We start from the raw sequence: 13,112 nt of genomic DNA, 5'->3' as shown, positions 1-13,112 counted from the left end.
TACGGCCCCCGGTCACGAGGCGCACCCGAGGAATTCCCACAGCTCAAGGAATTCCTGGCAACGACGTCTGCTGTCGTCCGAGGGACCGGCGAGTTATTCGTCGGCAGACGGGCGTGCCGTCACCACTCTCAGCCCCCGGTCCGCGAACTCACGGCGGGTCGCCTCCTTCGCTCCGTTGTCCGTGATGAACGTGTCAAAGACATCCGCGTCGCCGACCCGGGCGAAGCAGCGCTCGCCGATCTTCGACGAGTCCGCGACGACCACGGCACGCCGGGCACGCTCGGCCATGAGGCGGTTGACCCGGGCCTCCGCTTCGTCGTGCACTGTGGCCCCCATCATCGGGTCCATGCCGTTGGCCCCGATGAACGCGATGTCGATGGAGATCTGCTGCAGCACCAACTCGCTGAACGGACCCACCAGTTCGAACGACCGTGAGTGTGCAACCCCGCCGGTGAGCACGATCTTGATCTGCGGCCGCACCGCCAGCTCATTGGCGATGTTGAGGGAGTTGGTGACGATCGTCAGATGCGGTTGCGGGCCGGCCTCCGCAAAGTCCGGACGGGTGGCGAGCACCCGGGCGATCGCCGTGGTCGTCGTGCCACCGCTCAGCCCGACCACATCACCCCGCTCGACGAGCTTCGCCGCGGCCTTCGCCACCGCCTCCTTCTCCTCCGACCGGTGAGCGTGCTTGTAGCGGATCGGCAGGTCGTACGCCACCGAACTGAGGACCGCCCCGCCCCGGGTGCGGGTCAGCAGTTGCTGCTCGGCCAGGGCGTCCATGTCGCGCCGCATCGTGGCGGCCGAAACCTCCAGCGCGGTCGCCGCCTCCTCGACGTCCACCCGGCCTCTGTCCCCGAGCAGCTCAAGCAGTGCGTTCATCCGTTCATGGCGCTTCATGGCGTGAGCCTAATTCGTTTCGGTACACCACGGTGACGCCCGGTAGGCGCCCCGGTGGCCGCTGCCGCTGCTGCCGACGACGGCACCTGGGCTGACGCCGACGTCGGCACCGGGGTCGGTGTCGGCCCCGGACGGGACGGTGGGGTCGGTGTCGGCCCCGGACGGGACGGTGCCGTGCCGGGGTGCCGTCGCGGGGACTCTGCCGTGACGAGGGGTGACCGGGGCGGCCGTCGCGTCCGCTGGTTCACCCCCGTGCAGGCGCCTGGGCTGCGTACTGGCCCGGAACCGTCGCCGGAGTGCCCAGCACCCCCAGCAGCCTTGCCGCTTCCTCGGCCACCGCCTCCCGGGCCGGCTTGAGGTACTTACGGGAGTCGATGAGCGAGGGATCGGCGCCCAGCGTCTGCCGTATCGAGCGGGTGAAGACGGAGACCAGATGCGTGGAGATATTGATCTTCGTCATTCCGGCGGCGATGGCGCGGCGCAGCTCATCGTCCGGCACACCCGAAGAGCCGTGCAGGACCAGCGGTACCGGCAGAGTGGTGTGCAGTGCCGTGATGAGGTCCTTGTCCAGTACGGCCGTGCGCTCATGCATCGCATGTGAGGAACCGACGGCCACGGCGAGGGCATCCACGCCTGTCGCGCGGACATAGGCCAGCGCCTCGTCCGGGTCCGTGCGCACCCCGGGCGCATGGACCCCATCCTTGCCGCCGACCTCGCCGAGTTCGGCCTCGACGTAGGCGCCGCGGTCATGGCACCAGGCGGCGAGTTCGGCGGTGGTGGCGACGTTCTCTTCGTACGGAAGGGCGGAGGCGTCCACCATGACGGATCCCACCCCGGCGGTGATGCCCCGATGGACGAGGTCCGCATCGGTGATGTGGTCGAGGTGGACCGCGATCCGGGCCGTGGAGTCCTCGGCGAGAGCGAGCGTGGCACGTGTGATGGGCAGCAGGCTGCCGTGGTAGCGGATGCAGTTCTCGCTGATCTGAAGGATCAGTGGGATACCGGTGCGTTCGGCGGCGGTGACGAGTGCCTCGGCAGTTTCCAGATGGATGACGTTGAAGGCCGCGGCACCGACCCGCGCCTCACACGCGGCGTCGACGATCGATGAGGTCGGAACGAGTGGCATGGGATGCCGGCTCCCTTCTCCCTTGCGGGCGGGGCTGGTCGAGGTGGGGGAGGTGGGCGTCTACGAGGCGGCCGGCGTCTCGAGCATCACCGAACGGGTCAGGCTGCGCGGGTTGTCCGGGTCCAGACCGCGGGCGCGGGCCCGCGCCAGCGCCACCCGCTGGACCAGCACCAGGTCAGCCAGTGGATCGCGCGCATGCTGCACAAAGCGCGCACCGGTCCGCACCACATCGGCCTCCAGTCCGTCCGGTGCCTGACCGAACAGCCAGGTCACCCGGCCGGGTGCGGCTATCGCGATCGGACCGTGGCGGTACTCCATCGCGGGGTAGGACTCCGTCCAACTCTGCGATGCCTCCCGCATCTTGAGCGCGGCCTCATTGGCCAGACCGAACGTCCAGCCCGAGCCGAGGAAGGAGAACTGCTCGGCGTCCACCCACTCCTTCTCCAGCGGGGCGGTGAGTGCCTCCTCCGCGTCGGTCACCGCCCGGGAGACGTCCTCGCCCAGGTGCGCGCGCAGCAGTGTCAGCGCCGTCGTCGCGAAACGGGTCTGCACCACCGACCTCTCGTCGGCGAACGGCAGCGTGACCGTCTCGTCGGAGAGCGCCACCGCCGGCGTCTCGGGGTCACCGATGATCGTTACCGTCGGGATGCGCCCCTTGACGGCGTCGAGTACGCGCAATACCTCGGTCGTGGTGCCGGACCGGGTGATCGCCACCACCGCGTCATAGCCGCGGTCGCTGCCGAGGAATGCCTCGGACGCGGCGAACGGATCCGTCACCCCCTGTCCGGCCGCCTCACGCAGGGCCGCATACGACTGGGCCATGAACCATGAGGTGCCGCAGCCGACGACGGCCACCCGCTGTCCGGCCTTCGGCAACGGTCCTGCCGCTGCCCCGATCCGTGCGGCCTGCCGCCAGGTCTCCGGCTGACTGCGCAGCTCCTGCTCCATGTACGAGGTCTCGCTCATGGCCCACCCTCCCGTGATGTGGCAACCGAATGCGTGAAACGAATGCGTGAAACTGCAAGATTTGGCTTTGTTGCAATCGACTGTACGCAGGATCTGGACCGCGATCCATCCCTCGTACGAGTGGATGCGCCAGAGGGGGTGAGGGTGTAAGGGGTCGGTCAGGTGCTGGGGTGTGGCGGGACCGGGGCGAGTGTGGGGGTGAGCGGAAGGTTGGGATGGGGGAAGGGAAGTGTTGACAGCTGCTCGAAACACGCCGAATACTCGCAAGATCAGTCATGAGTGATTCGTCATGCAGAAGGCCCGCTCCGCCGCACAGAGGACTTCCCATGTCCATTGCCACGCTCTCGGCGACGCCCCCGCCGCCGCCCAAGACCGCACACCGCACCGGCAGGCTGTTCGCGCTCACCGGTGCCGTCGTCGGCGTCATCTACGGCTACGACACCGGCAGCATCTCCGGTGCCCTGGTGTTCCTGAGCAAGGACTTCCATCTCACCGAGACCGAAAAGGGCCTGGTCAACAGCATTTTGGTGTTCGGCTCCATCGTTGGCGCGCTGATCGGCGGCAAACTCGCCGACGCCCTGGGCCGTAAGGCTGCGATGCTGATCGTCGCCGGCTCGTACGCCGTATTCGTCGCCCTCTCCGCGGTCGCGCCCAACATCGTCGTGCTGGACACCGTCCGTTTCCTGCTCGGCATCGCCATCGGTATCTCGATCGTCGCCGCCCCGCTCTATGTCGCCGAATCGACCCCGGCACGCATCCGCGGAGCCTCCGTCGCCGCCTACCAAGTGGCCACGGTCGCCGGCATCGTCCTCACGTACTTCGTCAACTGGGGCCTGTCAGGCGGCGGGCACTGGCGCTGGATGCTCGGCCTCTCCGCGATCCCCGCCGCACTTGTCCTGATCCCGCTGCTCCGGCTGCCGGACACCCCGCGCTGGTACGTCCTCAAGGGCCGCACGGAACGAGCCGTCGAGGTCATGGCCATGACCGACCCCGACGTCGATCCGCGTGCGGAGGTCGCGGCCGTGGAGGCCGCTCTCACCGAAGAGAGCGGTGGGTCGGCGCGCTCCTTGCTGCGCAAGCCCTACGCCCGTGCTGCGGTCTTCGTCGTCGGACTCGGATTCTTCTGTCAGATCACCGGCATCAACGCCGTGACGTACTACAGCCCGCAGATCTTCGAGGAGATGGGGTTCACCGGAAACGGCCAGAACTTCCTGCTGCCGTCCTTCGTCCAACTCGCCTCGCTGGCCGCGACGGTGCTCGCCATCCTCATCATCGACCGGCTCGGCCGCCGGGTGGTACTGCTCTGCGGCATCGGCACGATGGTCGTCATGCTCGCCGTCCTGACGGCGGTCTTCGGCATGGGCGAGTTGCAGGGGGCGACGACCTGGGTGGGGTTCGGCGCCATCCTCCTGTTCACCGCAGCCTTCAACTTCGGCTTCGGATCGCTGATCTGGGTCTATGCGAGCGAGGCGTTCCCCGCCCAACTGCGCTCGACCGGGGCCTCGGTGATGCTGACCGCCGATCTGGTCGCCAATCTTCTGATCGCCCAGTTCTTCCCCTCCCTGATGGTCTGGGCGGGCGCGGCCCGGACCTTCGCGGGCCTCGGCGTCCTCGCCCTTGCCGCTCTGGTCTTCGCCTCCGTCACCGCACCCGAGACCAAGGGGCGGCAGTTGGAGGACATCCAGGACTACTGGCGCAACGGGGGGCGCTGGCCCGCGCCGGCCTCGGCAAGCCCTGGACCGCTCGGCAATGCAGCGGTGCCTCCGACCACGACTTCGTAGCTTCGAGGTATCGGGAGCGGTAGGCGGCGGCAAGGGCCGCCGTCCGCCATGAGGAAGGGCGGACGGCTGCGGAGCGGCTCCCTGGGCGGAGCGAATCCGGCGAAGGAGCAGGGGGCCCGCCGCCGAGGACGACAGCCCGGCGGTCCGAGCCCCAGGGTGCCGGTGCTTCAGGAGGGCAGCTGTTCCCGGTACTGCTCCAGTGCCGGCGCGGTCGTCGTCGCCACGAACTCCGTGATCCGGTACTCACACACCCCGGCGAGGGTGAACGGGTCCTCGGAAACGATCCGCTCGACGGCGGCACGGTCCATCCCGGCGGCGAGAATCACGCCCCCGTCCCGTGGGACCTTGCGGCCGGCGGCGAGGAAATGCCCGGCGGCGTACTCCTTCTGCAGCCACTCCACATGCTGCTCCAGGACGGCGTCGACGCGTTCGATGGGCGCGGTATAGGTCAGTTCCAGTACGAACATAGCTGCAATATAGAGGAGCCGCGGGGCGGGGCCGTGGCATCCTCCCGCGAAGGAATGCGCAGGCCAGGGCGGTACGCGGGATGCCTTGGCAGCTGACGATGCGAGGTGCGGCTGCTTCCCCCGCCGCCCGGGGCGGCCGCTCCCGGCCAGCCGCCACCGATCGGGAGCGGACGCCGGCATCAGGCCGTAGGCAGGTCCGGGCGGCGCCGCCCGTGCCGTGTTGCGCTCTCATAGGCATGACCGGCCTGGAGGACGGCGAGATCGGCGCGCGGTGCGCCGATGAACTGCAGCCCCACGGGCAGACCGCCCGGAGTGAATCCCGCGGGAACCGAGAGGGCGGGCACGCCCAGGACCGAGATGAGGTAGGCGGACCGCATCCAGTCCAGATAGCTGTGTGTGGGCCGGCCCGCGACCTCGTGCGGATACTCCAGCTCCGCGTCGAACGGCGTGACTTGACTGACCGGGGCGAGGAGCAGGTCGTACCGGGAGAAGAAGTCCAGCATGCCGAGATACAGCCGGCTGTGCGTCGCGGTGGCCGTGCGGAGGTCGGCCATGGTCAGCCGGCGGCCCTCTTCGATGTTCCAGACGATGCTGGGTTTGAGGGCCTGCCGGTCGGAGTCGAGCAGGTCACCGAGGGCCAGGTCGAAGCTGTGCGCCCGCAGCGTACGGAAGGTCTCGTCGGCGCCGGTGAGGTCCGGGCAGGCGGTGTCGACGCGCCAGCCGAGCTCCTCCAGGACCCTCAACTGGGGCTCCAGAACGGCGAGCACCTCCGGGTCGGCCGGCGCGAATCCTCCTAGGTCGGGTGCCCAGGCGATCCGCAGCCCGCGCAGGTCGCGGTCGAGCGGCACACGGAACGCTGCTCCCGGGGTCTCCAGACTGAGAGGGCAGCGCGGATCCGGACCGGCCATCGCCGACAGCAGCAGCGCGGTGTCGGCGACGGTCCGCCCCATGGGGCCCGGAACGGACAAGGTGTCCCAGAGGTCGCTGCCGGGGTGCGAAGGGACGCGGCCCGGCGTCGGCCGCAGCCCGACCACATTGCAGAAGGAGGCGGGGTTGCGGAGTGAGCCGCCCATGTCACTGCCGTCGGCGAGGGGTTGCAGCCCGGCCGCCAGCGCCGCGGCGGCGCCACCACTGCTGCCGCCCGCCGAACGCGAGAGGTCGTACGGATTGCGGGTGGTGCCGAAGACCGGGTTGAAGGTGTGCGAACCGGCGGCGAATTCGGGGACGTTGGTCTTGCCGAGGCGGATGGCGCCCGCCCGCTGCAGCCGGTCGACCAGCAGATCGTCGTCGTCCGGGATGTGGTCGGCGAAGAGCGGTGAGCCGTGTGTGGTGCGCATACCGCGGGTGAGACGGGTGTCCTTGAAGGCGATCGGCAGTCCGTGCAGGGGCGGGACGGTCGCGCCCTGGACGAGTCGTTCGTCGGCGCGTGCGGCGGCGGCGAGGGCGCCCTCGGGGTCGAGGGTGACGAGGGCGTTGACGGCCGGATTGACCTGTTCGATGCGGTCCAGAAGGGCCTGTACGACCTCGCGCGCGGAGAGGTCGCGGCGGCGCAGCCGGGCCGCGAGGTCGGTGGCATCGAGCTGGTGGAGCGCGTCGGACATCAAGGACCTCCGGGGGCATCGGGGAGGCAGGCGCCGGGGGAGCGGGCAGGCGGACTCTTCCCGGCGGGCGTCCCCGTGAAAGCGCCCCCGTGAAAGCGTCCACGTCAACACCGGCTGGGTTCACGCTCATCACGGTACCGAGCACCACTGACAGTGAGCCCTGAACGCCATGCCCTTGCGCCTGATGCCCTGCGCCTTGCGCCTCGTGCTTGAACCTTGAGCCGATCCGTCCGGTCATGGGCTCGATCACCGGTTCGGTAGCGTTGCGGCCATCATGGACACTCCCGGAATGATCTCCTGCGACGACGAACTGCGGGACTGGCCGGCCGACGAAGCCCAGGCGCGTGCGGTCCAGGACCGGCTGCGGCCCTATGTACGGCTCGACGAAGCGGGTCCGGAACCGGGGTTCGAGGGCACTGTGGTCGGGGTGGACGTCGCCTACGACGACGAACGAGACGTCGTCGCCGCGGCCGCGGTGGCACTGGACGCCCGCACCCGCGCCGTCGTCGACCGGGCCACCGCCGTCGGGCAGGTCTCCTTCCCGTACGTCCCCGGACTGCTCGCCTTCCGCGAGATCCCCACCGTGCTCGACGCTCTCGGCCGCCTCGCCCGCACTCCCGGCCTCGTGGTCTGTGACGGCTACGGGCTGGCGCACCCGCGCCGCTTCGGGCTCGCCAGCCACCTGGGGGTGCTGACCGGGCTGCCCACCATCGGAGTCGCCAAGAATCCCTTCACCTTCCGGTACGCACCTCCTGGCCCGGATCGTGGCGCCACCTCGCCGCTTCTGGACGGGACCGAGGAGGTGGGACGTGCGCTGCGTACCCAAAAGGGCGTCAAGCCGGTCTTCGTCTCCGTGGGGCACCGCACCGATCTCGACCGGGCCTGTGCGCACACCCTCCACCTGGCGCCCGACTACCGTCTGCCGGAGACGACCCGTGCCGCCGACGCCCTGTGCCGGAGGGCGCTCGCCGACGCCTGACGGCGGGACAGGGGGCGGGCCCGGGCCCGGGCTACTCCTGGACGACGCCGAACTTGATGCCCGCATCCTGGAGACGAGCCGTCAGCGCCTCCCCCATGGCCACCGCCGTGGTCACCTGACCGGCCGTCTCCGGCAGGTCGTCGAAGGCCAGGCTCAGCGCCGACTCGGCGAGCATCTTTGCCGTCTCCTCGTAGCCGGGGTCGCCGCCCGAGACCTCGGTGATCAGACGGGTGTCACCGCCGGAGGCGACGAAGCGCACCTTGAACCAGCTGCGCGCACGCCGCTCGGGGCTCGGCCCGTCGCCCGGCTCCAGACGCCCTGCCAACCAGCGCCGCGCGGGCGGCACCTGGGCGAGCGCGCACAGGGCCCCCGCCCCGAGCACCCCGCCGACGGCGATCGGCAGCCGCCGCACACCCGCGTAGTGGCGATAGCGGAAGTCTGGCCCGTAGCGGTCCAGCGCGGCGGCCGAGCGGGCGACGATCTGCGGATCGAGGGTCGGCAACGGCACACCCCAGGTGCGTGTTTCGCTGCTCCGAACAGGCGGGCCGAAGGGCGCGTGCACCGTACGGCCGGCCGGTTGTGCTTCGGCCTGCTGACGCTCGCGGGCGGCCCGCGCCATGGCGACCGGACGCGAGGCGGCGGTCAGCGCCGAGGTCAGCGTGCCGCCGGAGAACGTCGCGTTGGTCCGTACGAAGCCATCGATGCGTACGGGGACGTCTTCGGGGAGGAGCCCCACGGTGTAGCGGACCCCCAGGTCGTACGGGACGGAGTCGAACCCGCAGGCGTGCACGAGGCGCGCGCCGGAGGCGCGGGCCGTGGCCTCGTGCCGCACGTACATCCGGTCGATGAACTCCGACTCACCGCTCAGATCGACATAGTCGGTGCCCGCCGCGGCGCAGGCCGCCACCAGCGGTTCGCCATGGATCAGATACGGGCCGACGGTCGTCACCAGCACCCGGGTATCGGCGGCGAGGTCGCGCAGTGAGGCGGGATCGCTGCTGTCGGCCCGCAGCAGCGGCAGGTCGGCACAGGACGGGTCGGACTTCGCCAACCGGTCGCGCAGCTGCTCCAGTTTGGCGGTGCTGCGCCCGGCCAGTGCCCACCGGCAGCCCTTGGGGGCATGTGCGGCCAGGTAGGCGGCGGTGAGAGCGCCGGTGAAGCCGGTCGCGCCGTAGAGGACGAGGTCGTAGGCCCGTCCGGAGGTGTCCTGCCGTGGCATCGCGCATCCTCTCGATCGCTCACTGGCCCTGGAGTCCGGACCCTGGGGAGTCGTCGTTGCCCCGTCAATGTCCGCTCCCGGCGGCCCTCTTGGCCGCCCTGTGGGTGACACGGAGTCTGGCATGCAGTCTTGACAGAGTGTCTACGTGGGGCCAGATTCACGGATGGCGCGATGATGTAGGACGTCCAATGTCTGGTGCTGCCGGTCGTCACTCGTCCCGGTGCCCTCCCGGACCGGACCCTACGGCAGGAAGCCGGACGCCATGCCCTTTGGCCCGTCCGTTCCCGCACCACGTACCGATGCCGGAGACAGGGCGGCGGTGAGCCGCCCTTCGTCCCCGCACGAACCGTCCGCCGACTGCCGGAGGAGGCCGGGTTGCTGTGATGATGCCCCCCACGGACACCCCTGAGCGGGCGCGGAGATGGTGGCAGGAGGTCACCCCGCCCCAGTGGAAGGCGATGTTCGCCGCCTGGATCGGCTACCTCCTCGACGGTTTCGACTTCGTCCTGATCACCCTGGTGCTGACCGAAATCGCCGAGGACTTCCGGCTGAGCACCGCCACGCCGCCTCGCTGATCTCCGGCGCCTTCATCACCCGATGGCTGGGCGGCGCCGTCCTGGGCGCGATGGGCGACCGCTACGGCCGCAAGGCAGCCATGATCAGCAGCATCCTGCTCTACTCGCTCGGCACCTTCGCCTGCGGATTCGCCTGGGACTACACCAGCCTGTTCGTCGCCCGGCTGGTGATCGGCCTGGGCATGGCGGGGGAGTACAGCGCCAGCGTGACGTATGTGCTGGAGAGCTGGCCCACCCGATGGCGCAACCGTGCCTCCGGATTCCTGATCTCCGGTTATGCGGGCGGCACGGTCCTCGCGGCCGAGCCCTACACCTGGGTGGTGCCCCACTGGGGCTGGCGCTGGATGTTCTGGATCGGCGTGCTGCCCGTCCTGGTCGCCGTCTGGGTGCGCAGGGCGCTGCCGGAGGCCGGGGACTGGCAGCAGGAGATCGGCGCCGCCGCCACCCGTTCGGCAGCGGAGCGTCCGAACCCCTTCCGGCCGTTGTTCACCGGCCGGATCCGCTCCGTGCTCAATACGGCCCTGGCGGTGGCCGCCTCGGTGGCGCTGTTCTGCGTCTTCACACCCGTCGGCACGGGACATGTCCCCTGGCTGTCCGCCGTCGCGGCGCTGTGCCTGACCGCTTTCGCCGCCCAGCTCGGCGGCCGCCGCGGATGGCTGTTGTATGTGTCCCTGATGGTGACGGTGTTCTGCGCCTTCCTCTACAGCTGGCCGATCCAGGCCCTGCTGCCCACCTACCTCAAGACCGACCTCGGATACGCCCCCGGCCAGGTCACCGACGTGATGTTCTACGCGGGCTTCGGCACCATGGCGGGCTGCTGGCTGGCGGGCTTCGCCGGCGACCGCCTCGGTACCCGTCGCGCCTACGCGTGCACGCTGCTCGCGTCACTCGTCTTCGTCTTCCCGGTCTTCGCGGTGCAGGACAGCCTGCCGGCGCTCGGTGCGCTGCTCTTCGTGCTGCTCGCGCTCAGCCAGGGCATCTCCGGCATCCTGCCGAAGTACCTCGCCGGCCACTTCCCGACCGCCACCCGGGCCGCCTCTGTGGGCTTCGTCTACAACGTCGGGGCCCTGGGCGGGGCGGTGGCGCCCGTTCTCGGCGCCCATCTGGCCGAAGGTATGTCCCTGGGCCGGGCTCTCGCCGTGCTCACCTTCGGGCTGACGCTCGTCGTCATCCTTCTGGTGGGCGGCAACGTCCCCCAGCGGCTGGGGCGGCTGGTGGACCGTCAGGCGCCCGGCGACCACCTGGTGCCGGTGGCCGGGGGAGCGGGGACCGTGCCCGCGGCGTCCGGCTCCGCTTCCGGGGAGGTGTCGCCCGGCTCGGCATAGCGGCGCCCCGGGCGGCCGGGCGCCGGGGCCGTTGTCCGCCGCGCGCTCCGGGCGGGTCGGCGAGGACGGCAGCGGCGCTGTCGCCTGTCGCCGGCGCCCAGGGACACGGCGTAGCCCCCGGCCGCTGTGGAAGTCGAGCGGTGCGGCGGCGGGTTGCGGGTCGGACAGGGCGTCATATGTCCCTCGGCCGGCCCGCCGTCCGGCGCTCCGCGGGCCGTTGTCAGTGGTCGCCGTTAGCGTGGAATGCGTGGGTCGGCCCGCGCGGGACGAGCGGGCGGCCGGGCGGCATTGCAGGCGGTGTCGCAGGGGGAACGGACATGGAGGAGCGCATGGCGAAGGCGGCCGGGCCGGCGGCGGTGCGGGAGCGGGTGCGGGCGTTCGCGCTCGGGCTTCCCGGGGCCGTGGAGGAGTTTCCCTGGGGCGAGAGCGTCATCAAGGTCAACAAGAAGGTCTTCGTCTTCCTCGGCGTCGACGACGGCAGCCATCCGCTCGGGGTCACGCTGAAACTCAAGGACCCGGAGGCGCATGCCCATGCGCTGACCTCGCCCGGCGCCCGGCCCGCGGGATACGGCCTGGGCAAGTCCGGATGGGTGCAGGTCCCCCTGGAGGAGCAGGACGCTCCGCCGGCCGAGCTGCTCTGCGACTGGGCGGAAGAGTCGTATCGCGTCATAGCCCCCAAGAGGCTCATCGCCGAGCTCGACGGGGCATAGCGGCGCAGCGGCGGCAGGCGCGCAGAAGGCCCGTGACGGTGATGGCGATTGAGCCTCGTCGGCGCGGGCCTTTGCTGTGGTGGCCACTTGGCACGGGGGGCTTGTGGAAAGTGGAACACGTTCTTAACATCACGAGTGTTACATCAGAAGTGTCACAGTGCGGAAGGGCATGGGGCGCGATGGCAGAGCCAGGCAACGGCCCACTGAGCGGGGTGCGGGTGGTCGAACTCGCGGGCATCGGCCCCGGCCCCTTCGCGGCCATGCTCCTGGCCGACCTCGGCGCCGATGTCGTCCGTGTCGACCGGCCCGGAGGCGCGGGACTGGGCATCGATCCGGCCTACGACATCACCAACCGCAACAAACGCTCCGTGCTGGTGGACCTGAAGAGCCCCGACGGGGTGGCGCAGGTGCTCGAGCTGGCCGAGCGCGCCGATGTGCTGGTGGAGGGGTACCGCCCCGGTGTGGCCGAGCGGCTGGGGGTGGGCCCGGAGGAGTGCCTGGCGCGCAACCCCCGGCTGGTCTACGGGCGGATGACGGGCTGGGGGCAGGAGGGCCCGCTCGCCGACACCGCCGGACACGACATCGGCTATATCGCCATCACGGGCGCGCTCGGCATGATCGGCCCGCCCGACGGCCCGCCCGCCGTCCCCGCCAACCTCGTCGGTGACTACGCCGGCGGCTCCCTCTACCTCGTCATCGGCGTGCTCGCCGCCCTCCAGCACGCCCGCACCGAGGGCGGAAAGGGCCAGGTCGTGGACGCCGCCATCGTCGACGGCACGGCTCATCTGACGGCGATGATCCACGGCATGCTGGCGGCCGGCGGCTGGCAGGACCGGCGCGGCGCCAATCTGCTCGACGGCGGGACGCCGTTCTACGGGGCCTACGAGACCGCCGACGGCGGCCATATGGCGGTCGGCGCGCTGGAGCGGCGGTTCTACGGCGAATTCGTCCGCCTGCTGGGCATCGAAGAAGAGGCCCCCAGCCGCGATGACCTCGCCGCGTGGGGCGAGCTGCGTACCGTCATCGCCGCCCGCTTCAAGACCCGTACCCGCGAGGAGTGGACGGCCGTCTTCCAGGAGTCCGACGCCTGCGTGGCGCCCGTGCTCTCCCTGCGCGAGGCCCCGCGGCATCCGCATCTCGCCGCCCGCGGCACCTTCGTCGAGCACGGCGGGATCACCCAGCCCGCGCCCGCGCCGCGTTTCTCGCACACCCCCGGCGCGGTACGCAGACCACCGGCGCGGCCCGGCGCGGACACCGAAGAGATCGCCCGCGACTGGCAGGCCCCCGGCCTCCTCGCCCCGCCGCCGGCCGCCCCCGCCCCGCCCGCCGGCCCGAGCCGCACCGAACAGAAGGACACCGCCGGCTGATGGAACGCGCCCGCACGCTCCGGTCCGCGGCCCACCCGCGCCGGGCCGCAGAGGAGGCCACCGCCATGGCCTCGGCCGGCCTCGGCGCCCTCCGCGCCC

The 13,112-nt window shown here is 70.8% G+C and carries 10 protein-coding genes and 1 pseudogene; 5 read left to right on the top strand and 6 right to left on the bottom strand.

Annotated elements, in window-relative coordinates:
• Positions 1–93: 93 nt before the first annotated feature.
• The 3 genes from AB0C46_RS08285 to AB0C46_RS08275 form a co-directional block, all read right to left on the bottom strand.
• Positions 94–897, bottom strand: a complete 804-nt coding sequence (locus tag AB0C46_RS08285; RefSeq protein WP_362826686.1) for a DeoR/GlpR family DNA-binding transcription regulator — start codon at positions 895–897, stop codon at positions 94–96.
• Between the two features lie 244 nt (positions 898–1,141).
• Positions 1,142–2,023 carry a class II fructose-bisphosphate aldolase gene (locus AB0C46_RS08280; protein ID WP_362826684.1) on the bottom strand — a complete coding sequence of 294 codons (882 nt, stop codon included), beginning with the start codon at positions 2,021–2,023 and terminating at the stop codon, positions 1,142–1,144.
• A 60-nt stretch (positions 2,024–2,083) separates the two neighbouring features.
• Positions 2,084–2,989 carry an SIS domain-containing protein gene (locus AB0C46_RS08275; protein WP_362826683.1) on the bottom strand — a complete coding sequence of 302 codons (906 nt, stop codon included), beginning with the start codon at positions 2,987–2,989 and terminating at the stop codon, positions 2,084–2,086.
• Between the two features lie 326 nt (positions 2,990–3,315).
• Between AB0C46_RS08275 and AB0C46_RS08270 the strand changes: the two genes are divergently transcribed.
• On the top strand, positions 3,316–4,770 hold the full coding sequence (locus AB0C46_RS08270; RefSeq protein ID WP_362826681.1) for a sugar porter family MFS transporter: 1,455 nt from the start codon (positions 3,316–3,318) through the stop codon (positions 4,768–4,770).
• A 167-nt stretch (positions 4,771–4,937) separates the two neighbouring features.
• Here AB0C46_RS08270 and AB0C46_RS08265 read toward each other — a convergent pair whose 3' ends face one another.
• Positions 4,938–5,237 (bottom strand): YciI family protein, encoded by a 300-nt coding sequence (locus tag AB0C46_RS08265; RefSeq protein ID WP_362826679.1) that lies wholly within the window; start codon positions 5,235–5,237, stop codon positions 4,938–4,940.
• Positions 5,238–5,416: 179 nt separating this feature from the next.
• Positions 5,417–6,838, bottom strand: coding sequence for an amidase (locus AB0C46_RS08260; RefSeq protein WP_362826678.1), 1,422 nt, complete (start codon positions 6,836–6,838; stop codon positions 5,417–5,419).
• Between the two features lie 274 nt (positions 6,839–7,112).
• Between AB0C46_RS08260 and AB0C46_RS08255 the strand changes: the two genes are divergently transcribed.
• Positions 7,113–7,817, top strand: coding sequence for an endonuclease V (locus tag AB0C46_RS08255; protein WP_362826676.1), 705 nt, complete (start codon positions 7,113–7,115; stop codon positions 7,815–7,817).
• Positions 7,818–7,848: 31 nt separating this feature from the next.
• On the opposite strand, the gene AB0C46_RS08250 is transcribed toward AB0C46_RS08255, so the two are convergent.
• Positions 7,849–9,036, bottom strand: coding sequence for a saccharopine dehydrogenase NADP-binding domain-containing protein (locus AB0C46_RS08250; RefSeq protein ID WP_362826675.1), 1,188 nt, complete (start codon positions 9,034–9,036; stop codon positions 7,849–7,851).
• A 386-nt stretch (positions 9,037–9,422) separates the two neighbouring features.
• Between AB0C46_RS08250 and AB0C46_RS08245 the strand changes: the two are divergent.
• The 3 genes and pseudogenes from AB0C46_RS08245 to AB0C46_RS08235 all read left to right on the top strand — a co-directional run bounded on the left by AB0C46_RS08245 (position 9,423) and on the right by AB0C46_RS08235 (position 13,013).
• Positions 9,423–10,936, top strand: a pseudogene (locus tag AB0C46_RS08245) (sialate:H+ symport family MFS transporter).
• A gap of 317 nt (positions 10,937–11,253) precedes the next feature.
• Positions 11,254–11,646, top strand: coding sequence for an MmcQ/YjbR family DNA-binding protein (locus AB0C46_RS08240; RefSeq protein ID WP_362826674.1), 393 nt, complete (start codon positions 11,254–11,256; stop codon positions 11,644–11,646).
• A gap of 179 nt (positions 11,647–11,825) precedes the next feature.
• Positions 11,826–13,013, top strand: a complete 1,188-nt coding sequence (locus tag AB0C46_RS08235; RefSeq protein WP_362826672.1) for a CaiB/BaiF CoA-transferase family protein — start codon at positions 11,826–11,828, stop codon at positions 13,011–13,013.
• Positions 13,014–13,112: the final 99 nt, after the last annotated feature.

The sequence above is a fragment of the Streptomyces sp. NPDC048637 genome (assembly GCF_040650675.1).
GTDB lineage: Bacteria > Actinomycetota > Actinomycetes > Streptomycetales > Streptomycetaceae > Streptomyces.
This window is presented reverse-complemented; position numbering and strand designations above follow the sequence as displayed.

Bases quoted from the DNA above. Each gene is read 5' to 3' on its own strand.
- AB0C46_RS08285 (WP_362826686.1), bottom strand. From the start codon at position 897: ATGAAGCGCCATGAACGGATGAACGCACTGCTTGAGCTGCTCGGGGAC.
- AB0C46_RS08280 (WP_362826684.1), bottom strand. From the start codon at position 2,023: ATGCCACTCGTTCCGACCTCATCGATCGTCGACGCCGCGTGTGAGGCG.
- AB0C46_RS08275 (WP_362826683.1), bottom strand. From the start codon at position 2,989: ATGAGCGAGACCTCGTACATGGAGCAGGAGCTGCGCAGTCAGCCGGAG.
- AB0C46_RS08270 (WP_362826681.1), top strand. From the start codon at position 3,316: ATGTCCATTGCCACGCTCTCGGCGACGCCCCCGCCGCCGCCCAAGACC.
- AB0C46_RS08265 (WP_362826679.1), bottom strand. From the start codon at position 5,237: ATGTTCGTACTGGAACTGACCTATACCGCGCCCATCGAACGCGTCGAC.
- AB0C46_RS08260 (WP_362826678.1), bottom strand. From the start codon at position 6,838: ATGTCCGACGCGCTCCACCAGCTCGATGCCACCGACCTCGCGGCCCGG.
- AB0C46_RS08255 (WP_362826676.1), top strand. From the start codon at position 7,113: ATGGACACTCCCGGAATGATCTCCTGCGACGACGAACTGCGGGACTGG.
- AB0C46_RS08250 (WP_362826675.1), bottom strand. From the start codon at position 9,036: ATGCCACGGCAGGACACCTCCGGACGGGCCTACGACCTCGTCCTCTAC.
- AB0C46_RS08240 (WP_362826674.1), top strand. From the start codon at position 11,254: ATGGAGGAGCGCATGGCGAAGGCGGCCGGGCCGGCGGCGGTGCGGGAG.
- AB0C46_RS08235 (WP_362826672.1), top strand. From the start codon at position 11,826: ATGGCAGAGCCAGGCAACGGCCCACTGAGCGGGGTGCGGGTGGTCGAA.